The organism is Bradyrhizobium sp. P5_C12, assembly GCF_054049735.1.
Map to the genome: position 1 here is coordinate 18,493 of NZ_JBFULU010000030.1, position 20,255 is coordinate 38,747.

21 protein-coding genes are annotated in these 20,255 nt (G+C 65.4%); 11 read left to right on the forward strand and 10 right to left on the reverse strand.

Going from position 1 to position 20,255, the window contains the following annotated elements; all coding sequences use genetic code 11:
- Window positions 1–122 precede the first annotated feature (122 nt).
- The gene (locus tag ACXJMY_RS24425; protein WP_456621904.1) at window positions 123–1,091 is read left to right on the forward strand and encodes a tripartite tricarboxylate transporter substrate-binding protein; all 969 of its coding nucleotides are present in this window, start codon (window positions 123–125) and stop codon (window positions 1,089–1,091) included.
- A 2-nt stretch (window positions 1,092–1,093) separates the two neighbouring features.
- Here ACXJMY_RS24425 and ACXJMY_RS24430 read toward each other — a convergent pair whose 3' ends face one another.
- The 3 genes from ACXJMY_RS24430 to ACXJMY_RS24440 form a co-directional block, all read right to left on the reverse strand.
- Window positions 1,094–2,953: an ABC-F family ATP-binding cassette domain-containing protein gene (locus tag ACXJMY_RS24430; protein WP_456621905.1), complete on the reverse strand. Its 1,860-nt coding sequence runs from the start codon at window positions 2,951–2,953 to the stop codon at window positions 1,094–1,096.
- A gap of 56 nt (window positions 2,954–3,009) precedes the next feature.
- The gene (locus tag ACXJMY_RS24435; RefSeq protein ID WP_456621906.1) at window positions 3,010–3,189 is read right to left on the reverse strand and encodes a hypothetical protein; all 180 of its coding nucleotides are present in this window, start codon (window positions 3,187–3,189) and stop codon (window positions 3,010–3,012) included.
- A 212-nt stretch (window positions 3,190–3,401) separates the two neighbouring features.
- A complete protein-coding gene (locus ACXJMY_RS24440) occupies window positions 3,402–3,656 on the reverse strand; it encodes a hypothetical protein (RefSeq protein WP_014495771.1) in 255 nt (84 codons plus the stop codon).
- Between the two features lie 310 nt (window positions 3,657–3,966).
- On the opposite strand from ACXJMY_RS24440, the gene ndk reads away from it, so the two are divergent.
- Complete coding sequence (gene ndk / locus ACXJMY_RS24445) at window positions 3,967–4,389, forward strand: nucleoside-diphosphate kinase (protein ID WP_011086893.1); 423 nt, start codon at window positions 3,967–3,969, stop codon at window positions 4,387–4,389.
- A 41-nt stretch (window positions 4,390–4,430) separates the two neighbouring features.
- Entirely contained in the window at window positions 4,431–5,291 is an 861-nt protein-coding gene (locus ACXJMY_RS24450; RefSeq protein ID WP_456621907.1) for a TerC family protein, read from the forward strand.
- Window positions 5,292–5,295: 4 nt separating this feature from the next.
- Here the strand turns inward: ACXJMY_RS24450 and ppx are convergent, their stop codons facing one another.
- From ppx to ACXJMY_RS24470, 4 genes are all read right to left on the reverse strand, one after another.
- Window positions 5,296–6,798 (reverse strand): exopolyphosphatase, encoded by a 1,503-nt coding sequence (gene ppx / locus ACXJMY_RS24455; protein WP_456621908.1) that lies wholly within the window; start codon window positions 6,796–6,798, stop codon window positions 5,296–5,298.
- Window positions 6,799–6,810: 12 nt separating this feature from the next.
- Window positions 6,811–9,000 (reverse strand): RNA degradosome polyphosphate kinase, encoded by a 2,190-nt coding sequence (locus tag ACXJMY_RS24460; RefSeq protein WP_456621968.1) that lies wholly within the window; start codon window positions 8,998–9,000, stop codon window positions 6,811–6,813.
- A 143-nt stretch (window positions 9,001–9,143) separates the two neighbouring features.
- Entirely contained in the window at window positions 9,144–9,821 is a 678-nt protein-coding gene (locus ACXJMY_RS24465; RefSeq protein ID WP_456621909.1) for a chromosomal replication initiator DnaA, read from the reverse strand.
- Between the two features lie 92 nt (window positions 9,822–9,913).
- Entirely contained in the window at window positions 9,914–10,456 is a 543-nt protein-coding gene (locus ACXJMY_RS24470; protein ID WP_456621910.1) for a CDP-alcohol phosphatidyltransferase family protein, read from the reverse strand.
- A 156-nt stretch (window positions 10,457–10,612) separates the two neighbouring features.
- Between ACXJMY_RS24470 and purM the strand changes: the two genes are divergently transcribed.
- Window positions 10,613–11,686, forward strand: a complete 1,074-nt coding sequence (gene purM / locus ACXJMY_RS24475) for a phosphoribosylformylglycinamidine cyclo-ligase (protein WP_456621911.1) — start codon at window positions 10,613–10,615, stop codon at window positions 11,684–11,686.
- Window positions 11,687–11,691: 5 nt separating this feature from the next.
- Window positions 11,692–12,348: a phosphoribosylglycinamide formyltransferase gene (gene purN / locus ACXJMY_RS24480; RefSeq protein ID WP_456621912.1), complete on the forward strand. Its 657-nt coding sequence runs from the start codon at window positions 11,692–11,694 to the stop codon at window positions 12,346–12,348.
- Window positions 12,349–12,473: 125 nt separating this feature from the next.
- On the opposite strand, the gene ACXJMY_RS24485 is transcribed toward purN, so the two are convergent.
- Window positions 12,474–12,680, reverse strand: coding sequence for a cold-shock protein (locus tag ACXJMY_RS24485; RefSeq protein ID WP_007591938.1), 207 nt, complete (start codon window positions 12,678–12,680; stop codon window positions 12,474–12,476).
- Between the two features lie 380 nt (window positions 12,681–13,060).
- Between ACXJMY_RS24485 and ACXJMY_RS24490 the strand changes: the two genes are divergently transcribed.
- Window positions 13,061–14,185 carry an autotransporter outer membrane beta-barrel domain-containing protein gene (locus ACXJMY_RS24490; protein WP_456621913.1) on the forward strand — a complete coding sequence of 375 codons (1,125 nt, stop codon included), beginning with the start codon at window positions 13,061–13,063 and terminating at the stop codon, window positions 14,183–14,185.
- Window positions 14,186–14,203: 18 nt separating this feature from the next.
- Here the strand turns inward: ACXJMY_RS24490 and ACXJMY_RS24495 are convergent, their stop codons facing one another.
- Entirely contained in the window at window positions 14,204–15,244 is a 1,041-nt protein-coding gene (locus tag ACXJMY_RS24495; RefSeq protein ID WP_456621914.1) for a LysR family transcriptional regulator, read from the reverse strand.
- Window positions 15,245–15,314: 70 nt separating this feature from the next.
- On the opposite strand from ACXJMY_RS24495, the gene ACXJMY_RS24500 reads away from it, so the two are divergent.
- The 5 genes from ACXJMY_RS24500 to ACXJMY_RS24520 all read left to right on the forward strand — a co-directional run bounded on the left by ACXJMY_RS24500 (window position 15,315) and on the right by ACXJMY_RS24520 (window position 18,851).
- Window positions 15,315–15,932 (forward strand): hypothetical protein, encoded by a 618-nt coding sequence (locus tag ACXJMY_RS24500; RefSeq protein WP_456621915.1) that lies wholly within the window; start codon window positions 15,315–15,317, stop codon window positions 15,930–15,932.
- Window positions 15,919–16,539 carry a GNAT family N-acetyltransferase gene (locus ACXJMY_RS24505; RefSeq protein ID WP_456621916.1) on the forward strand — a complete coding sequence of 207 codons (621 nt, stop codon included), beginning with the start codon at window positions 15,919–15,921 and terminating at the stop codon, window positions 16,537–16,539. Before ACXJMY_RS24500 ends, ACXJMY_RS24505 begins: the two co-directional genes overlap by 14 nt.
- A gap of 25 nt (window positions 16,540–16,564) precedes the next feature.
- On the forward strand, window positions 16,565–17,128 hold the full coding sequence (locus ACXJMY_RS24510) for an isochorismatase family protein (RefSeq protein WP_456621917.1): 564 nt from the start codon (window positions 16,565–16,567) through the stop codon (window positions 17,126–17,128).
- A 33-nt stretch (window positions 17,129–17,161) separates the two neighbouring features.
- Entirely contained in the window at window positions 17,162–17,332 is a 171-nt protein-coding gene (locus tag ACXJMY_RS24515) for a hypothetical protein (RefSeq protein WP_456621918.1), read from the forward strand.
- A gap of 136 nt (window positions 17,333–17,468) precedes the next feature.
- Entirely contained in the window at window positions 17,469–18,851 is a 1,383-nt protein-coding gene (locus ACXJMY_RS24520; RefSeq protein ID WP_456621919.1) for an aspartate aminotransferase family protein, read from the forward strand.
- Window positions 18,852–19,043: 192 nt separating this feature from the next.
- Here ACXJMY_RS24520 and rnd read toward each other — a convergent pair whose 3' ends face one another.
- Window positions 19,044–20,192 (reverse strand): ribonuclease D, encoded by a 1,149-nt coding sequence (rnd, locus tag ACXJMY_RS24525; protein ID WP_456621920.1) that lies wholly within the window; start codon window positions 20,190–20,192, stop codon window positions 19,044–19,046.
- Between the last annotated feature and the right edge of the window lie 63 nt (window positions 20,193–20,255).

The window sequence follows — 20,255 nt, forward strand, 5'->3', positions numbered from 1 at the left end:
AGTGATAGCGCGGTGCGGCCGAAGCACGTCGTTATCTCGACACTCCTGATGAAATCGCTTTCCTGATGGTCTTGCGGGCGGGAATGCGCTTCTATGGAGTGAACAACAATCTGGAGGAGACTATGCGGTTCTTCATTGCCCTCGTGTCGGCTCTGCTTCTGTCGCTCGGCGCGGCAGCCGCCCAGGACTATCCGTCGAGAACCATCACCGTGCTGGTGCCATACGCCGCCGGGGGACCGACGGACACCATCGCGCGCCTGACCGCGGCGGGCATGTCGAAATCCCTGGGACAGCAGGTCATCGTCGAGAACGCGACCGGCGCCGGCGGCACGATCGGCACGACCCGCGCCGCGCGTGCCCAGCCGGACGGGTATACGCTGCTGGTCCATCATGTCGGCATCTCGACCGCCGCCACGCTGTATCGCAATCTGAGCTATGACACCAAGACCGCCTTTGCGCCGATCGGGCTCGTGACCAATGCGCCGATGACCATCATCGCGCGTCCGGATTTCCCGGCCGACACGCTCAAGGAACTGGTCGCCTACGCCCAGCAGCAGGGCGACAAGCTGACTTACGCCAATGCCGGGTTAGGTGCGGCATCGCATCTCTGCGGCATGCTGTTCATGACGGCGATCCAGAAGCAGCTCACCACGATACCCTATAAGGGCAACGGTCCGATCATGAATGATCTTCTCGGCAGGCAGATCGATCTCACCTGCGACCAGGCGACCAACACGACCGGGCCGATCACGGCCAAGCAGGTCAAGGCCTATGCGGTCACCACTAAGGAGCGGCTGAAGAGCCTGCCCGATCTGCCCACCGCCGACGAGGCCGGCCTCAAAGGCTTCGAGCTCGGTGTCTGGCACGGCATCTACGCGCCCAAGGGCACGCCGCCCGCGGTCGTTCAGAAGCTGACGGCGGCGCTTCAGGCGGCACTCAGGGATCCCGTGTTGGTCGCCCGGTTCAACGACATCAACACCGAGCCGGTCCCGCAGGACAAGGCGACGCCGGAGGCGTTGGGCGCGATGCTGGCGAGCGAGGTCGACCGCTGGGCCCCGATCATCAAGGCCGCCGGACAATATGCCGACTGAATCTACCCCGTCGCCTCGTCGAACTGCGTGCTCGCCTCGATCCATTGCTCTTCCGCGCGCGCCAGCGCGTCGGCCGCGTTGGCGCGCGCCTTCGACAGCTGCGCGGCCTGCTTGGGGTCGCGCGTAAAAATGTCGGGAAGCGACAGTGCGGTGTCGATCTTGGCGATGATCTCGCCGACGCGGGCGATCTCGGCCTCGGCTTCCGCGATGCGCTTCTTCAGCGAGCCGCGATTGTCCGACCTCGGACGCTGCGGCCTTTCGCTCGCGGGACTGCGTTCGCGCGGGGCGTCTGCGTTGCGCGACGACAGCACCAGGCGGCGGTATTCGTCGAGGTCGCCGTCGTAATTGGTCACGGTGCGGTCGGCGACGATCCAGAGCCGGTCGGCGCAGGCTTCGATCAGATAGCGGTCGTGCGAGACCATGATGACCGCGCCGGGAAACTCGTTGATCGCTTCCGCAAGCGCGGCGCGGCTGTCGATGTCGAGATGGTTGGTCGGCTCGTCCAGGATGATCATGTTGGGGCCGAAGAAGGTCGCAAGGCCGAGCAGCAGCCGCGCCTTCTCGCCGCCCGAGAGTTTTCCGACCTTGGTGTCGGCCGCCTTGCCGGAGAAACCGATCGCGCCGGCGCGCGCCCGCACCTTGGCCTCGGGCGCATCGCCCATCAGCTTGCGGACATGATCGTAGGAGGAGGCGTCCTCGTTCAGCTCGTCGAGCTGGTGCTGGGCGAAATAGGCGATCGACAGCTTGTCGGCGCGCGTCACCCGGCCCGAAAACGGCGCGAGGCGGCCCGCAAGCAGCTTCACCAGCGTCGACTTGCCGTTGCCGTTGGCCCCGAGCAGCGCGATGCGGTCGTCATTGTCGATGCGCAGAGTGACGCGGTTCAGCACGGGCATGGCCGGATCGTAGCCGACCGAGACGTTGTCGGCGGCGATGATCGGCGGGGAGAGAATTTTCTCCGGCGCAGGAAAGCTGATCTCGCGCACGTCCTCGGTGACCAGCGCCGTGATCGGCTTCAGCCGCTCCAGCATTTTCACGCGAGATTGCGCCTGGCGGGCCTTCGAGGCCTTGGCCTTGAAGCGGTCGACGAAGGCTTGCAGGCGCGCGCGCTCGGCTTCCTGGCGCTTGATCTGCTTGGCATCGAGCAGTTCGCGTGCGGCGCGCTGCTCCTCGAACGAGGAATAGGTGCCCTTGTAGAGCGTGAGCTTGCCGCGCTCCAGATGCAGGATCTGGTCGACCGAGCTTTCCAGCAGGTCGCGATCGTGGCTGATCACGATCACCGTGCGCGGATAATGCGCCAGATGATCCTCGAGCCACAGCGTGCCTTCGAGGTCGAGATAGTTGGTGGGCTCGTCGAGCAGCAGCAGGTCGGGCGCTGCGAACAGCGTCGCGGCGAGGGCGACGCGCATGCGCCAGCCGCCGGAGAATTCGGCGCAGGGCCGCGCCTGGTCGGCCGCGGAAAAGCCGAGGCCTGAGAGAATCGCCGCGGCGCGGCTCGGGGCCGAATGCGCGTCGATGTCGACGAGCCGGGTCTGGATCTCCGCGATCCGGTGCGGATCGATGGCGCTTTCGGCTTCGTGCAGCAGTGCGTCGCGTTCGAGATCGGCCTTGAGCACCACCGAGATCAGGCTTTCGGGCCCGTTCGGCGCTTCCTGGGCGAGGCTGCCGACGCGCCAGCGCGGCGGCAACGTGACCGAGCCGTGCTCGGCCGCAAGCTCGCCGCGGATGATCTTGAACAGTGTCGACTTGCCGGTGCCGTTGCGCCCGACAAGGCCGACGCGCGAACCGGGCGTGACCTGCACGGAACTCTGGTCGATCAGGAGGCGTCCGGCGAGGCGGACCGAAAGGTCGGTGATGGACAGCATGCGGCCTTGTCACCGCAGCCGGGATCAAACGCAACCCGTTTTTCCGCGTCCATCCGTCAGTGCGGGCCGCCCTCGCGGTCGCGTTTCTTCAGCTCGTTCAGGAGCTGTTCGAGATGCGTCGGGAGCCGGGGGTCGGGGCGGATGCTTTGCTGAAGCCGTTCGCCCACGGCATCGCAAATCGAGCGGGTGGTCCGCCGGTCAATCTGCTCGCTGTCATCGGCGAAGAGGCCTGTCATGGCAGGGTTCCGTTGGTTTGGTATAACGACACCCTACCAAGTCCCTGACCGCAAAATAGTTTCGCACCTGCCGCAAGCCGCCTGGCTTTCTAGTAAAAATTGTATGAATTTCGTAACGCAGGCCGCGCGTCGCTCAAGGCAAAGCCCCGGCGGGGGGCGCGCCGGGGCTTCTCCTCGAAGGTGCTTGGAAGGTCCTTAAGGTGCTGACGGGCTCAGTAGCAGCGGTTGATCAGCCGCCAGCGGGGTCCCCAGGGGGTCGGGACCAGCCGGCGCACATAGCAGCCGCCATAGCCGTAGGAGACGGGGCCACCGGCATAGAAGCGCGGTCCACCCCAGCCGTGATGCCAGCCACCGCCGCCGCCGTGCCAGCCCCAGCCGCCATGCCAGTGAGCGGAGGCGGAGGTCGGTGCCAGCGCGGCACCCAGCGCGACCGCGGCAACTGCGGCAAGCGAAAGTTTCCTCAACATGGTGATCTCCTCAGTACTGCCGGCGCGGGCCTGCGCGTCGATGGAAAGGCCTCCGAAACGGACTGCCTCATGATCGGGCTTTCGTTTCGATAGGCCCGACCTTACGCCGGCGCGGCTGAACCAAACCCTGACAGCGGGTTCAGTTTGGGTTCATCTGGGTGAAATTGTTGTAATTCAGGGCAAAATCCCGAGCTCGGGCCCTGCGGCGAAGCGTCTGTGAGGCCGTTCCGGCGGTCGCTTGCCGTATTGCGAAGGCGCCGATATAAGCCCCGCAACTCCGAACCACCGCTTTCTCCTCAAGGACAAGATCATGGCCATCGAACGCACTTTCTCGATCATCAAGCCCGATGCGACCGCGCGTAACCTGACCGGCGCGGTTAACGCCGTGATCGAGAAGGCGGGCCTGCGCATCGTCGCGCAGAAGCGCATCCGCATGACCAAGGAACAGGCCGAAACCTTCTATGCCGTCCACAAGGCGCGGCCGTTCTTCGGTGAGCTCGTCGAATTCATGACCTCGGGCCCGGTGGTCGTCCAGGTGCTCGAAGGCGAGAATGCCGTTGCCAAGTACCGCGACGCGATGGGCGCGACCGATCCGTCCAAGGCGGCCGAAGGCACCATCCGCAAGCTCTACGCAAAGTCGATCGGCGAGAACTCCGCGCACGGCTCGGATGCGCCGGAGACCGCCGCGATCGAGATCGCGCAGTTCTTCTCGGGCAACGAGATCGTCGGCTGATCAGCCGATAGGTTAATATCGACGGGGCGAAAGGACGCATTGTGAATTGGCTCTGGCAGATCTTCGATCCCGCCACGATCGGGGCATTCTTCACCCAGTTCCGCAATGAAATGGCCGAACCGACCTTTTGGATCGCGGTCGGCAAGATCATCTGGATCAACATCCTGCTCTCCGGCGACAACGCGCTGGTGATCGCGCTCGCCTGCCGCGGCCTCAAGCCGCGGCACCGGCTGTGGGGCATGATCTTCGGCGCCGGCGCAGCCGTGCTGCTGCGGATCATCTTCACCGGCATCGTCGCGAGCCTGATGGAGCTGCCGTACCTGAAGCTGGTCGGCGGTCTCGCGCTGATCGTGATCGCGGCGAAGCTCCTGGTGCCCGAACAGGAAGACGAGGAGGGCGTCGAGTCGGCCTCGCATCTGTGGCAGGCGGTGCAGATCGTCGTGGTCGCCGACATCGTCATGAGTCTCGACAACGTCATTGCGGTGGCCGCCGCCGCCAATGGCAGCGTGCCGCTGCTGATCCTCGGCCTTGCCATCAGCGTGCCCCTGATCGTCGCCGGCGCCGCGCTGATCATGGCGCTGCTTGCAAAACTGCCGGTCCTGGTCTGGGCCGGTGCGGCGCTGCTCGGCTGGATCTCGGGCGAAGTGATCGCCACCGACCCCGGCATCGCGCCGAGGCTGCACACGCTGTTCGACGGCCCGTTCGGCGCGTCGCTGGATTCGATGCTCGCCGCCTTGCGCATCCCGCCGCAATTCACCCATGGCGGCGGAGGCGGCGAATATCTCTGCGCGCTGCTCGGCGTCGTGGTGGTGCTGGTCGCCGGCTATATCTGGCGCCGGCGCAGCCTGAGCAACGCCGCGCTCGAGGCCTCCGAACGCCACGCCAAGGTCTCGGCGGAGTGAATTTCTAACGTCGCACGATCGAGCCGGCGCGGCCGATCAGGCGGGCGAGCTGCTTGAAACGGCTGCCGACGCGGTCGGCGACGAGATCGCCGAGGCGGTGCTCGAACACCAGCATCAGCTTGCGCCCCTGGCTGCGGAAATGCGTGGCGGGCAGCACGCCCGGGCGCGCCGCCGAGATCAGATGCGCGACGCGGAACGCCGCACCCAGGAGACGGGCGCGCTCGAGCTGCGCCGGCGTCAGCAACTCCTGCGTGGTGACCGGCGGCTGGTTTTCCTCGCTGAGGCCCGCATAGCGATAGAACACCGACAGGCCGACAAAGGCGCGCTCGGTATGGGTGATCGCGCCGAAATTGCCATTGACGACGAGGCTCAGCGTCTGCTCGCCGCGATGGTCGGGATGCACGCGCCAGCCGATGTCGGAGAGCAGGCAGGCGGCGTGGCGCAAGCGGCGGTCCTCCGGGGTCTCGCGCAGCTTCACCACGCGGGCGAGGCGGTCGGTCCAGGCGATCAGCTCGCGGGCGTGGCGCGCCGAGCGCGACAGCAGCTGGTTGAGCTCCTCGGCCGCGCAGATCAATCCGTCCTTGTTGCGCTCGGTCTCCGACAGCTTCTCGTGCAGCAGGCCCTCGCGCACGCCGAAGGTCGAGAACACGATGGTCTTCGGCTTGGCCACGAGAATGATGTGCTCGAGCACCAGCGCGGCATAGGTGAGGAGCGGGCGGCGCGCGTCGGCGACGACCTCGATGTCGGCCAGCATGCCGGCGGCCGCAAGACGACGGAGACGACGCGAGAAGTCGAGCGCCTCGGCGGCCGAAATCGAATAGCCGTGCATCACCTGGAGCGGATAGCCGCTCTGGATGATGTGGATGCGTGCGAGCGCGCGCCAGGTGCCGCCGACCGCATAGAATGTGCGGCCGCTGCCCGCCTTGAGCTGCGGCACCTCGTCGAGCGCCTCGCGGACGATGCGGTCGGCGCGCTTGAGCGATTTATGGGCGAGGTCCTGGAGCGCGAGGCCGCCGAGCGGCAGCGTCACGCCGCTGCGCACGCTGTTCCTGCGCACGTCGATCAGTTCGAGCGAGCCGCCGCCGAGATCGCCGACGATGCCGTCGGGATGGTGGATGCCCGAGATCACCCCGAGCGCCGACAGCCGCGCCTCGCGCGGCCCGGACAGGATCTCGATGTTCACGGCACAGATGCGCTCGGCCTTGGCGATGAAGTCGGGGCCGTTGGAGGCGTCGCGGCACGCCGCAGTGGCGATGGCGAACACGCGTCCGACCTGCATCACCCGGCACAGCGCGCGAAAGCGCTTGAGCGAGGTCAGCGCCTTGTCGACCGCATCGGGCGCGAGCAGGCCCGTGCTCTGCACCTCACGTCCGAGGCCGCACAGCGTCTTCTCGTTGAAGATCGGAATCAGGCTCCGCGTCAGCGCCTCGTAGACGACGAGGCGGACCGAGTTGGAACCGATATCGATGACTGCGACGCTCGTGCCGCGCTTGCGCGGCCGAGTCACGTCAACGCCCGATCAGGATTGATGGCGTTCGTTCCGGCGCGTGAGACGGCGCGGCGAGGATTCCTTGAGCGACTTTCCACGGCCAGACAGACTCGGATTTGTCATGAAGTAGTTGTGGACGTTGAAAGGCTCCTCGCCCTTCGCGGTCTTCATACGCGTTGAGGACCCGTCCGGCAACAATTGCCAGCTCTGCTCATTGTCCTTCAGGTTGGCGACCATGATCTGTTCGAGAACCTGCTGATGCACCGTGGGATTTTGCAACGGACACAGCACCTCGACGCGGCGGTCGAGGTTGCGCGGCATCATGTCGGCGGACGAGATATACACAGCCGCTTTCGCGCTGGGCAGGCCCTGACCCATGCCGAAGCAGTAGATTCGGCCGTGTTCCAGGAAGCGACCGATGATCGACTTGACGCGGATGTTCTCCGACAGGCCCGGAATGCCGGGCCGCAGGCAGCAGATGCCGCGCACCACGAGCTCGATCTGGACGCCGGCCTGCGAGGCTTCATAGAGCGCGTCGATGATATCGGGGTCGACCAGCGCATTCATCTTCATCCAGACCGCGCCCGGCTTGCCGTGCCGCGCATGCTCGGTCTCGCCCTGGATGTGCTGGATGATGCGCTTGCGCAGCGTCAGCGGCGACACCGCCATCTTTTCGAGATCGCTCGGCGCCGCGTAGCCAGTGATGAAGTTGAACACGCGCGCGGCGTCGCGGCCGATGGTCGGCTCCGAGGTGAAGTAGGACAGGTCGGTGTAGATGCGCGCGGTCACCGGGTGATAATTGCCGGTGCCGGTGTGGACATAGGTGGTGAGGCTGCCGCCCTCGCGGCGCACCACCATCGAGAGCTTTGCGTGCGTCTTGAGCTCGAGGAAGCCGTAGACGACCTGCACGCCGGCGCGTTCGAGGTCGCGCGCCCAACGGATATTGGCCTCCTCGTCGAAGCGCGCCTTCAGCTCGATCAGCGCGGTGACGGACTTGCCGGCTTCGGCGGCTTCGGCAAGCGCACGCACGATCGGCGAGTTGTTGGAGGTGCGGTAGAGCGTCTGCTTGATCGCGACGACGTCGGGATCGCGCGTGGCCTGCTGCAGGAACTGCACCACCACGTCGAAGGATTCGTAGGGGTGGTGGACGACCAGGTCCTTCTGCCGGATCGCGGCGAAGATGTCGCCGCCGTGCTCGCGCACGCGCTCGGGATGGCGCGGCACGTATGGCGTGAATTCGAGGTCGGGCCGATCGAGACGGGTGAGCTGGGAGAGCTCGTTCATGGCGAGCACGCCGTCGACCAGGAACACCTCGTCGTCGGCGGCCGACAGCGCGTGCTGCACGAAGCTGCGCAGTTGCTCCGGCATCTTGGCGTCGATCTCGAGCCGGATCACCGAGCCGCGGCGGCGCCGCTTCAGCGCGGTCTCGAACAGGCGGACGAGGTCTTCGGCCTCTTCCTCGATTTCGAGCTCGGAGTCGCGGATGATGCGGAAGGCGCCATGGCCGTGCAGGTTGTAGCCGGGGAACAGGCGGTTGATGAACAGGGCGGTCGCCTGCTCCAGGGTGATCAGCCGCACCGTGCCCTCGCTGGGCATGCGGATGAAGCGGTCGATCTTGCCGGGCATGCGGATCAGCGCGTTCATCTGCTTGCCGTCGGCGGCGCGCGTGAGTTGGAGCGCGATGGTGAAGCCGAGGCTTGGGATGAAGGGGAAGGGGTGGGCCGGGTCGATCGCGAGCGGCGTCAACAGCGGGAACACGTTGTTGAGGAAGTAGTCCTCGATCCAGGTCCGCTCCGCCTTGGTGACGTCCTTGCCGTCGACCAGCACGATGCCGACATCGGCCAGCGAGCCGCGCAGGTCGCGCCAGATCGCCTGCTGGTCGGAAGCGAGCTGGGACACGGTGCGGTTGATCAGCGCAAGCTGCTCGGACGGGGTCAGACCGTCGGGGCTTCGCTCGGCAATGCCCTCGCGCACCTGGGCCTTGATGCCGGCGACGCGGACCATGAAGAATTCGTCGAGGTTATTCGCCGAAATCGACAGGAATCGCACCCGCTCCAGCACGGGGTGGCTGGGATTGACCGCTTCCTCCAGGACGCGCCGGTTGAAATGCAGCCAGGACAGTTCGCGGTTGATGAAGCGCTCGGGGCTGGAAGCGATCGCCGGCTGACCTTCGGGCTCCTGGATTTTTTCTTTAATTTCAACGGCTTGCGCGGAGTCCATCAGAAGTCGGTCCATCTTGTTCGTCTCACCTTGCGACTTATGCGCAAAACCGGCGAGAGCATGTGTTAGTGCGATGACGTTTCGATGACATTGATGTTCCGCCGCGTCCCCGCGTCAAGCGGCCTAGGGAATCGCGGGGGCGGTCAGCCGTCGCGCAAGAGCTCGGCGGCCAGCGCCCGGGTGACGGGGCGGCCGAGCCGCAGGGACTCGCTGTCGAGCCGTTCGACGGCCTGCCGGGCGGCGGCTGAGGACCGCTCCAGGCGGGTGACGAGGTAGCTGACAACGCTCTCGTCGACGGAGAGCTGGCGGTCGGTGCAGAACTTGACGATCAGGCCGCGGAACAGCTGGTCGTCGGGCGGTAGCAGCGAGACCACCGGGACGGCACGCAGCCGCGAGCGCAGGTCGCGCAGCTCGATGTCGAGCGCAGCCGGCACCTCGCGGCCGGTGAAGAGGACGTAGGCGCCGTCTTCGCGTGCGAGGTTCATCAAGTGGAAGAGGGCGCGTTCGTCAAAGTCCTTTGCCTTGAGATCTTCGACCACCAGCGCGCCGGTCGCAAGCGCGCCCGGGACGGTCGCGGGGGCCAGCGCATTGGCCGTGGTGGAGCGGGCGCCGGCGTCCTCGGCCCAGATCGCGGCGAGATGGCTCTTGCCGCTCCCTTCAGGGCCGGCCAGCCACATGATCCGGTTCGGCCATTCCGGCCAGCTGTCGATCAGGGCGAGACCGGCGGCGCTGGCGGGGCCTTCGAGGAAATTGTCCCGGCTCAGGCTTTCCGCATGGGGAAGCGAAAACGCCAATTGTCGGGGATGAACGCGGCCTGCCACGGCTTGCTTTGCTCCATGCCGGACGGCCGGCCTTGCTTGAAAGATTCGACGTATTGCGCCCGAGTTGGCCTTTTGCGGGGCCATTTCCGCGCTCACTTGACCTCGATCGTGCTCATGTGCCGCAGCCACTCGACGAGATAGAGCGAGACGGAGGAGAGCGTGAAGATCGTGACGAGGCCCATCAGGATCATATCATAGGGCGCCGGCTTGAAGCCGAAGGCAAGCGCGGCCAGCACCAGGGCCGCGTAGGACACCTGGGCCGCGGTGTTCAGCTTGGACACCTTCGACGGCTTCATCTCGACCGGCTTGTCGAACAGCCAGGATACGATCACGGCAGCGACGATCATGATGTCGCGCGAGACCACCAGGATCACGATCCAGCGCGGGATGTCGCCCCAGATGCCGAGCGCCAGGTAGATCGAGACCAGCAGCGCCTTGTCGGCGAGCGGGTCGAGCAGGGCCCCGAGCTCGCTGGTCATGTTGAAGCGCTTGGCGAGGAAGCCGTCCACGGCGTCGCTGATGCCGGCGATCAGGAAGACGGCAAACGCCACCTCCATTTGGCTCGACACGATGGCCCAGACAATGATCGGGACCAGCATGATGCGGCCCAGGGTAATGATATTCGGAATACTCACGCGGCGCTTCCCGGCACCCGGCCTGACCTCGAATCCGGCCCGTTTGAAGGCTGAACCGGTTGATATCTCTACATAGTACTGCGCGAGGCGCCATGCGAGCCATTGCGTGTCCCCGGAATTCGACGTAACCAGCCGCAAACCCACTGGAAATCGGGCATGACCGACCGCAAAAACGGCCTCACTTACGCCGATTCAGGCGTCGATATCGACGCGGGCAACCGCCTGGTCGACCTGATCAAGCCGATGGTGCGCGCCACCGCACGGCCCGGCGCCGACGCCGAAATCGGCGGTTTCGGCGGCCTGTTCGACCTCAAGGCGGCCGGTTTCAAGGACCCTGTCCTGGTCGCCGCCACCGACGGCGTCGGCACCAAGGTGAAGATCGCCATCGAGACCGGCCTGCACGGCGGGATCGGCATCGATCTCGTCGCCATGTCGGTCAACGACCTCGTGGTGCAGGGCGCCGAGCCGCTGTTCTTCCTCGATTATTTCGCCTGCGGCAAGCTCGATCCCGAGGCGACCGCGGCGATCGTCGCGGGTGTCGCCGAGGGCTGCCGCGAATCCGGCTGCGCCCTGATCGGCGGCGAGACCGCCGAGATGCCGGGCCTCTACAAGGATGGCGATTACGACCTCGGCGGCTTTGCCGTCGGCGCCGCGGAGCGGGGCACGTTGCTGCCCCGCAAGGACATCGCCGCGGGCGATGCCGTGATCGGGCTCGCGTCCTCCGGCGTGCATTCCAACGGTTTCTCGCTGGTGCGCAAGATCGTCGAGCAGTCCGGCCTTGGCTTCGCCGCGCAGGCGCCGTTCGCGCCGGTGATGACGCTCGGCGGCGCGCTGCTGACGCCGACCAAGCTCTACGTCAAATCGTGCCTGCGCGCGATCCGGGAGACCGGTGCCGTGAAGGGCCTTGCCCACATCACCGGTGGCGGCTTCACCGACAACATTCCGCGCGTGCTGCCGAAGCACCTCGGCGTCGGCATCGATCTCGCGCGTCTGCCGGTGCTCCCGGTGTTCAAATGGCTGGCCGCGCAAGCCGGCATCGCCGAGCTGGAAATGCTGCGCACCTTCAACTGCGGCATCGGCATGATCGCGATCGTCGAGCCGGACAAGGTCGACGAGGTCGTGCGGGTCTTGACCGACGCAGGTGAAACCGTGGCGCAGCTGGGCACGGTGATCCCGGCTGAGGGCGAGCACCGCGTCGTCTATAACGGCCACCTCGATCTGGCGCTGTGAGCACCATGAAGCGCCGTGTCGCCATCCTGATCTCGGGGCGGGGCTCCAACATGGCCGCGCTGATCAAGGCCGCGGCCGCGCCGGATTTTCCGGCCGAGATTTCGCTCGTCATCTCCAACAAGGCCGATGCGCTGGGGCTCGAAAGGGCCAAGGCGAGCGGCGTGAAGACGCTGGTGATCGAGAGCAAGCCGTTCGGCAAGGACCGCGCCGGGTTCGAGGCGGTGCTGCAAGCCGCGCTCGATCAGCACGGAATCGAGCTGATCTGCCTGGGTGGCTTCATGCGCCTGTTCACAGCCGAATTCACCAGGGCCTGGTACGGGCGGATGCTCAACATCCATCCCTCGCTGCTGCCGTCGTTCCCCGGCCTCGACCCGCACGGCCAGGCCTTGCGTGCCGGCGTCAAACTGTCCGGTGCGACGGTGCACTTCGTCATCCCCGAGACCGATGCCGGCCCGATCGTGATGCAGGGTGCGGTCCCCGTCAGCGACAACGATACCGGCGCCACGCTGTCGGAGCGGATCCTGGAAGTCGAGCACCGCATCTATCCCGAAGCGCTACGGCTGCTCGCAACCGGCAAGGTCCGGATCGAAGGCGATATCTGCAAGACGGCGGGCAGCGCGGCGTCGGAGAATTTTCTGGTTGCGCCGGTGGTGGCGAGCTGAAGCGCGATTGCGCTCGCGCTTTTCTTTATCGTTATCGTTGCAAACAAGGTCATCGCTACAAACAAAAAACCCCCGGCAGAGCCGGGGGCAACGTCATGATCTCTCGCGCGTAGGCTTGAGAGAAATCAGGAGACCTTGAGGTTTTCCGCGGATGCTTTGCCGCGGTTTTCCACGAGGTCGTATTCAACCACCTGGTTTTCGTTCAGGGTGGAGAGTCCGGCACGCTCAACGGCGGAGATGTGGACGAACACGTCCTTGTCACTGCCGTTCGGCTTGATGAACCCATAGCCCTTGGTCGGGTTGAACCATTTGACGGTGCCCTTTTGCGGCATCCTCAGTCTCCTCCGCTAGATATAAAAAAGACGCGGCCGCTTTACGCGTGCCACGCCACAAACGGGCTTCCGGAAGTCTGTTCGAGTCTTGAATCTCAATGTCGCGAAACGCACAGCCGAGCGCCAATTCCGATTGTGTCTGATATTGCAACACGAAAATCGCGCGTTAGCAAGCCATGCGCGAATTTCAAGACCGGGCCCGGCCGAATGCGACGACAATTTGCGACCTGTGGCCGTAGAACCACAATCAGGGGCAATCGCCTCGGCCATGGGGGGCCAAACGGTTGACCCTCCGTGGCAGTTCAGCACAAATCGCCGCACGCGTGCGCCGGTCGTGTTGCATTTTTGCGGGCCGCCATTTTGCTTCGGGATTTGTGGTCATGAGCTGCCCATCGCAGCCCTCCGGGACACGGCAGACGACCGGGTTGGACCGCGTCCGCCGGGTCGCGATTGCGATGGCTGTTGCGTTCGTCGCGATGATGTCGGCGGCCACGCCAGGCTTTGCGCAGAGCCCGACGCCCACGCCGACACCCACGCCAATACCGTCACCGACTCCGATTCCGGTGCCGAGTGCGACCACGCTCGATCTCGGATCGAACTTCCTGGAGCGGCTCGGCAACCGGGCCTCGGGCGGCATCGACCGATCGCTGCGGACCAATCCCGGCGGTGGCGGCGCGTCCGAGAGCACGCAGGACCCGCGCTACCGCACCTGGTTCGAGGGTTATGGCATCTCGGTCCGGACCGATGCGCAGGGCGATTTCGTCGGCGACACGCGCAAGACCGTTGGCGGCGTTGGCGGCTTCGGTGCGCGGCTTGCGCCGGGCGTCAACATCGGCTTCTCCGTCGACCAGAGCCACACCGACATCGACGTGCCGCTCGCGCTCCAGTCGGCAACGCTCGACCTGACCCAGCTCGGCTTCAGTGGCTCGGTCGACAAGGGCCCGTGGACCTGGGCTTTCGCGGTGGTGCACGGTTTCGGCAAGGTCCGTTCCAGCCGGGACACCGGCTTTGGCCTGGCGACGGCGGGCTATCGCGCGTCGGTCGACGGCGCGCTGACCGAGATCAGCTATTACTGGACCCAGGATCAGATGCGCGTCGTGCCCAAGGGTGCGCTCGAATATGTCCGCGCCACCAGCGCGGCGTTCCAGGAGGCCGGCGGACTTGATCCGTTGAACGTCGGCTCGACGGCGCTCTCGCGCGCGCGCGTCATGATCGGGGCCGAGATCGGGCGCTACTTCATCTTCGACCAGAAAATTCTGGACCTGTCGGCCTATGGCAAGTTCGTCGACAATTTCTATCAGAACCTGGGCTCGATCCAGGTCAGCCTGGGGACGGAAAGCATCATCGTGCCCGGCATCGGCGAGAGCCGCTACGGCATGGATGCCGGCGCCTCGGCCTCGCTCAGCCTGACCAACACCGCGCGGCTCTACATCAATTACGACGGCAAGTTCCGCAATGAGCTCACGTCGCACCAGGGCACGGTCGGTTTCGAATACCGGTGGTGAGGCAAGGTCCGCCTGCGCCTACATCGGCGTCGCCGCGACATAGCCGGTCAGGCCAAAGCCATCGCGCGCGGCCGTCATCATCGGCACCAGCGCGTTCGGATGGATGAACTCGTCGCGGAAGCAGGGATAGGTCTTGGGATCGAAGATCTTCTTCAGCCACTCGACCACGATCTTGTGCCGCTCGGAGGCACGAAACTCCTTGTGATAGGTGAGCCAGAGATCGGCGTGGTGGCTCACGCCGAGATCGACGGCGACGAGCGAGGCGCCGAGGGCGATCGACACCGTCGGCAGGAAGCCGATCCCGGCGCCGCGCTCCACTGCATAGAGCACGCCGACCGAGGAATTGGTCTTGATCCCGACGATGCCCTCCAGCGACTTCAACCCGAGCACGCGCGCATAGGCGCTGTCGTCGACCTGTGGCGCGCTCTGCTTGACGATGCGATGGTTCTTCAACTCGGCCAGCGTCGACGGCACGCCGTAGAGGGTCTCGTACTCCCGGGAGACGAAGGGATAGATGTGCAGCCGGCCGAGCTTGGTGACGATGAGATCTGGATTGGTCGGCGGCTCGAGCTGGATGGCGATATCGGATTCCAGACGCGCAACGTCGGCCTGCTCCATGGCACAGCGCAGATCGACGGCGATCTTGCGGTAGGTCTTCTGGAAGTCGATCAGTCGCGGCAGGATCCAGAAATTGCCGGGACCTTCCGTCACCGCGACGCGCACGGTGCCGGACGTATCGTTCGAGGAGCGAGAGGCACGCCGGAATACGTTGAAGGCGTGACGCTCCATGTGCGAGACGTCGGCAATCATCGCGATGCCTTCGTCGCTGAGCGTGAGCCCGCTCTGGTCGCGCAGGAACAGCTTGCAGCCGATGCTCTCTTCGAGCCGGTCGACCCGGCGCATCAGAGTCGTGCTGGTGAGCCCGAGCTCCTCGGCGGCGTTGCGGAAACTTTTATATTTTGCGCAAGCTAAAAACAGCTTCAAATCGTCCCAGGATGCGTCCAGGGCTTCTTCACGGTGCTGCGTCATCGCAGCACCCCGGTGCAATAGTTGCTGCATACTCTTGATCCCCAGACGCTAGGCTCATCATCAAAGCGGGGCACGAAGCGCCGAACGATAGAGGGGCGACATGGGTATGGAAAGGGGCCGGTTTGCCGCAAGGCATGATTTCGACGCGCTGCCGCTCAGCCCGGACATCGACGTCCGTTGCGCAAAGATTTCCGAAATTGCCGCGCTTTCCGACATGGCGCGCCGCCTGGTGCCGGGCGTGCGGCTCGAGACGGCGGAGCTTGCAAGATATTTCACCTTCGATCCCCAGAGCATCCTGACCTTCAGCCGGACGGGCGATCTGCTCGGCGGCATGGCCTTCCTGTTTCTGAGCGATCGCGGACATGATGCGCTGCTGCTCGACGAGATCTGCCTGACCGCGCCCGAGACGCGCTATCTCGCTACCGCCAGGGAGGAGGTTGCCGCGGTCTACATCTGGGCGATCGCGGCGACGGGACGCGGCATCGCCGGACTCGGCAAGGCGGCTGCCCATCTGCGCCAGGAGCGGTTTCGCGCCGCTGATTGCTATGCGCAGCCTTCGACCGCAGCCGGACGCGACATCATGAGGGCGACCGGCTTCGAACCCATCCCGAGCTTCCAACCCGACCTCTGGTGTTACGAGCGGCCATGGAACCGGCGGCCGATGCGCATGCCCGGCTCGATCATCCAAGCAAGGAGTTTTGCAGATGCACGGCACTAGGATTCCTCTCGCCAAGCCGGACTCCCGCGCCATCACCATCAGGCTCGCGCGTGATCCCAACGATCTCATGCTCATCACCGCGATCCGCGCCGCGGTCTATCTCGCCGAGCAGGACTGTCCGTTCGAGGAGGAGTTCGACGGCAACGACATGGTGGCCGCGCACTTCATCGGCTTCGTCGGCAACGAGCCTGCGGGCTGCCTGCGGGTACGCTTCTTCGGCGAATTCGCCAAGGTCGAGCGGCTCGCGGTGCGCCATCAATATCGGCGCTCGCGCGTCTCGTTCAAGCTGGTCCAGGCGAGCGTCGACTATGTTAAGCGCAAGGGGTTCCGCAAGATCTACGGCCAGGCCCAGGACCGGCTGGTCGACTTCTGGGCCCATTTCGGCGCCAAGCCGCTCGGCCACAACCGCAAGATCACCTTCTCCGATTTCTCCTATACGGAGATGGTGCTGGAAATCGAGCCGGGACCGGACGCGATCACGCTGGACAGCGATCCCTATGTGATCATCCGCCCCGAGGGCGATTGGGACCGGCCGGGAGTGCTCGATGCCTCGGCGGGGCGGCCCGTGACGTCGCCGTTGCGGGACGTCGCGCTCGCCGGCCGTTGAAACTGGTGCAGCCACGCGCAAGACAATGCTGGTCTCTCTTCACGACGATCCGCCAATCCTGGTCTGCGCGGATCTCCAGGTCGAATATCTGACCCAGGGGCGTCGCCACGTCATCCTCGACGGCGACGCCGCCACCTCGCGCTGCCTGGAACTGCTGGCGCTATGGCGCCACAATCTCTGGCCGGTGATGCATTTGAAGCGCATCGCCCAGGCGGCGTGGTTCAATCCGGCATCCAGGCTGACCGATTGGATTCCCGAGGCGAAGCCGCGGCCGGGGGAGATGACGTTCGAGCATCCGCTGCCGTCGGCCTACAGTTCGTCGCGATTCCAGGACTACATGTCCAATATCCGCAATGTGCGTTGCGTGCTGACGGGCTTTTCCCTGGACGAGACCATCCTGGCCACGGTTGTCGAGGGGTTTCACCGCAGCCATCGCTACCAGGTGGTCGGCGACGCCGTGGCGTGCCGGCAACCCGGTGCGGACGATGCGGCCGCCTACAAGCAGGCAGTGGTGAATGTCATCGGCAATTTTGCTACACTTCATTCCAGCGCCGAACTGATCAAAACCAGCGGCGCCGTCGCGGTGTAGGCGGACGCGATCGGCGGATGGATAGGTGGGACATTGTCACGGGGAGAAGAGCTGAAGGAGCTGGCGGCCGAGCTGTCGCACGCCCTCGAGAGGGCGCGCCGTGCCGGCCTGCCCACGACCGTCTATCTGCTCGCGATGGCGCTGGTCGAGGTGAGGGAGGCCGCCGACGCCGCCGGCGGCGAGGATGACGACGGCGCGGCCTGATCCCGGTCTCACGTCTGCCGCTTTGCGCAACGCTGCTGGGCGTTTGCTGCCGACGAATTGGCGTTGCAAGTTGTCTACTCTCGCAATAGCCAAGTGATCACGCCGGCCAAGTGACGACTTTTAAGGATCCTCGCAAATGTCCATGCTGCCCAATTCGCAAGAGGCCCGGGATGTGGCCTACCAGCTCCATCCCTACACCAATGCGCGCACCCATCAGCAGGCCGGTCCGCTGGTGATCGAGCGCGGCGAGGGGCCTTATGTCTTCGATGCGTCGGGCAAGCGCTATTTCGAGGCGATGGCTGGCTTGTGGAGCGTCGGGCTCGGCTTCAACGAGAAGCGGCTGGTCGACGCCGCGCACAAGCAGATGCTGGCGCTGCCGTTCTACCACACGTTCTCCGCCAAATCGCACGGTCCCTCGATCGATCTCGCCGAGAAGCTGGTGGCGCTCGCGCCGGTGCCGATGAGCAAGGTGTTCTTCACCAATTCCGGCTCGGAGGCCAACGACACCGTCCTGAAGCTGATCGCCTATCGCTCCAACGCGCTCGGCCAGCCGCAGCGCAAGAAGGTGATCAGCCGCATGCGCGCCTATCACGGCGTCACCATCGCGTCGGCGAGCCTCACCGGCCTGCCGAACAACCACCGCTCGTTCGACCTGCCGCTGCCGAACATCCTGCACACGGGCTCGCCGCATTTCTACAAGGACGGCGCGCCGGGTGAGAGCGAGGAAGCGTTCGCGACGCGGCGGGCCGAGGAGCTCGACGCGCTGATCCAGAAGGAGGGACCGGACACGATTGCCGCCTTCTTCGGCGAGCCGGTGATGGGCGCGGGCGGCGTCATCGTGCCGCCGGCGACCTATTGGGACAAGATCCAGCAGGTCTTGAACAAGTACGACATCCTGCTGATCGCCGACGAGGTGATCTGCGGCTTCGGCCGCACCGGCAAGATGTTCGGCTGCGAGACCTATGGCATCAAGCCGGATGCGATCGTGGTCTCCAAGCAGATCACGTCGAGCTATTTCCCGCTGTCGGCGATCATCCTGAACGACCGCATGTTCGAGCCGATCGCGGACGAGAGCAACAAGATCGGCGTGCTCGGCCACGGCTTTACCGCGGGCGGCCATCCGGTCGGCTCGGCGATTGCGCTGGAGAACCTCAAGATCATCGAGGAGCGCGGACTGGTGGCGCATGCCGCCGAGCTCGGTGCCTATATGCAAGGCAGACTGCGCGAGCTCACCAGCCACCCGCTGGTCGGCGAGGTCCGCGGCGTCGGCATGATCGCGGCGATCGAGCTGGTGCTCGACAAGCAGCGCAAGACGGCGGCAACGACACCCGGTGGCGTCGGCGGCATCGCCAGCCGCATGCTCCAGGAGCGCGGCGTGATCTCGCGCAACATGCTGGATGCCATCGCCATCTGCCCGCCGCTGATCGTCACCAAGGGCCAGATCGACGAACTGGTCGCCGCGATCTCGGGCGTGCTGGAGGACATGAAGGGCGACGTGGCCAAGCTGACGCCGGCGTAAGCCGGACTGTCATTGCGAGCGGAGCAGTCCGCCACAACTTCGGTGTCGTCCTGGCGAAAGCCAGGACCCATACCGCGTGATCTATCGATTGAGCGTGGTAGGAGTACCGAACGGCGAGTCTTCGCCAAATTCCTCCCAAGGGTAATGGGTCCTGGCTTTCGCCAGGACGACCGCGGGGAAGGATCTGGCCCCCTACGCCCGCTGCACCCCGATCACCCGGCCTTTTTCGATCGCCAGCGCCAGCTCGCCGCGCTTGAGTTTCAGGGCGGCGTCGCCGAACAGCTCGCGGCGCCAGCCGCGTAGCGCCGGCACGTCGGCCTCGTCGTCGGCTGCGATCTCTTCGAGATCGTCGACGGTCGCGATCACCTTGCTGGCGACCGCATGGCGTTCCGCCGTCATCCGCAGCAGCACCTTGAGCAGCTCGACGATGGCCGCGCCGTTGGAATTGTTGCGCGGCTTCTCCAGCTTCGGCAGCGTCGACAAGTCCCGCGCCAGCCCGCGCTCGACCGCGGCGATGATGTCCGCGCCCCATTTGGACTTCTCAAAGCCCTTCGGCACCGAGCGCAGATGCGCGAGCTTCTCGACCGTGTTCGGGGCGTGGGTCGCGATATCGCTGATGGCCTCGTCGCGCAGCACGCGGCCGCGCGGCACGTCGCGGCTCTGCGCCTCCTGCTCGCGCCAGGCCGCGACCTCCATCAGGACGGCGAGGTCCTTGGGCTTGCGCACCCGCGTCTTCAGCCGCTCCCAGGCGCGCTCGGGGTGGAAGTCGTAGGTCTTGGGCGAGGTCAGGACCTCCATCTCGATCGAGACCCATTCGCTGCGGCGCCGCTTCTTGAGGTCGGCGTCGAGCGCTGCGAAGACGTCGCGCAGATGGGTGACGTCGGATACCGCGTAGTGCATCTGCTCCTTGGTCAACGGCCGGCGCGACCAATCGGTGAAACGGTGGGTCTTGTCCGGCCGGTGGCCGGTGACCTTCTCGACCAGCTGGTCGTAGGCGATGCTGTCGCCATAGCCGAGCACCATGGCGGCGACCTGGGTGTCGAACACCGGGTGCGGGATGATGTTGGCCTGATGCCAGATGATCTCGATGTCCTGGCGGGCGGCGTGGAACACCTTCAGCACGCCCTCGTTGCCCATCAGCTCGAAGAACGGCTTGAGGTCGATGCCCTCGGCCAGGGTGTCGATGACGATCGCTTCCTCGGGGCTGGCCATCTGCACCACGCACAACAGCGGGTAATAGGTGGTTTCGCGCAGGAACTCGGTATCGACTGTAATGACGGGGTGCTTGGCCAACCGGCTGCAGGCAGCCGCGAGGTCAGCGGTGGTGGTAATCAAATCCATGAACGGCCCATGACACTTGATATCAGCCGTTCTGCCGAAAGCGCTGTGATGTCAAGGGGCTCT

What these genes read in the sequence shown, in the direction of transcription:
- ACXJMY_RS24425 (WP_456621904.1), top strand. Translation starts at nt 123, where the DNA reads ATGCGGTTCTTCATTGCCCTCGTGTCGGCTCTGCTTCTGTCGCTCGGC.
- ACXJMY_RS24430 (WP_456621905.1), bottom strand. Translation starts at nt 2,953, where the DNA reads ATGCTGTCCATCACCGACCTTTCGGTCCGCCTCGCCGGACGCCTCCTG.
- ACXJMY_RS24435 (WP_456621906.1), bottom strand. Translation starts at nt 3,189, where the DNA reads ATGACAGGCCTCTTCGCCGATGACAGCGAGCAGATTGACCGGCGGACC.
- ACXJMY_RS24440 (WP_014495771.1), bottom strand. Translation starts at nt 3,656, where the DNA reads ATGTTGAGGAAACTTTCGCTTGCCGCAGTTGCCGCGGTCGCGCTGGGT.
- ndk (WP_011086893.1), top strand. Translation starts at nt 3,967, where the DNA reads ATGGCCATCGAACGCACTTTCTCGATCATCAAGCCCGATGCGACCGCG.
- ACXJMY_RS24460 (WP_456621968.1), bottom strand. Translation starts at nt 9,000, where the DNA reads ATGGACTCCGCGCAAGCCGTTGAAATTAAAGAAAAAATCCAGGAGCCC.
- purM (WP_456621911.1), top strand. Translation starts at nt 10,613, where the DNA reads ATGACCGACCGCAAAAACGGCCTCACTTACGCCGATTCAGGCGTCGAT.
- purN (WP_456621912.1), top strand. Translation starts at nt 11,692, where the DNA reads ATGAAGCGCCGTGTCGCCATCCTGATCTCGGGGCGGGGCTCCAACATG.
- ACXJMY_RS24485 (WP_007591938.1), bottom strand. Translation starts at nt 12,680, where the DNA reads ATGCCGCAAAAGGGCACCGTCAAATGGTTCAACCCGACCAAGGGCTAT.
- ACXJMY_RS24490 (WP_456621913.1), top strand. Translation starts at nt 13,061, where the DNA reads ATGAGCTGCCCATCGCAGCCCTCCGGGACACGGCAGACGACCGGGTTG.
- ACXJMY_RS24495 (WP_456621914.1), bottom strand. Translation starts at nt 15,244, where the DNA reads ATGCAGCAACTATTGCACCGGGGTGCTGCGATGACGCAGCACCGTGAA.
- ACXJMY_RS24500 (WP_456621915.1), top strand. Translation starts at nt 15,315, where the DNA reads ATGGGTATGGAAAGGGGCCGGTTTGCCGCAAGGCATGATTTCGACGCG.
- ACXJMY_RS24505 (WP_456621916.1), top strand. Translation starts at nt 15,919, where the DNA reads ATGCACGGCACTAGGATTCCTCTCGCCAAGCCGGACTCCCGCGCCATC.
- ACXJMY_RS24510 (WP_456621917.1), top strand. Translation starts at nt 16,565, where the DNA reads ATGCTGGTCTCTCTTCACGACGATCCGCCAATCCTGGTCTGCGCGGAT.
- ACXJMY_RS24520 (WP_456621919.1), top strand. Translation starts at nt 17,469, where the DNA reads ATGTCCATGCTGCCCAATTCGCAAGAGGCCCGGGATGTGGCCTACCAG.
- rnd (WP_456621920.1), bottom strand. Translation starts at nt 20,192, where the DNA reads ATGGATTTGATTACCACCACCGCTGACCTCGCGGCTGCCTGCAGCCGG.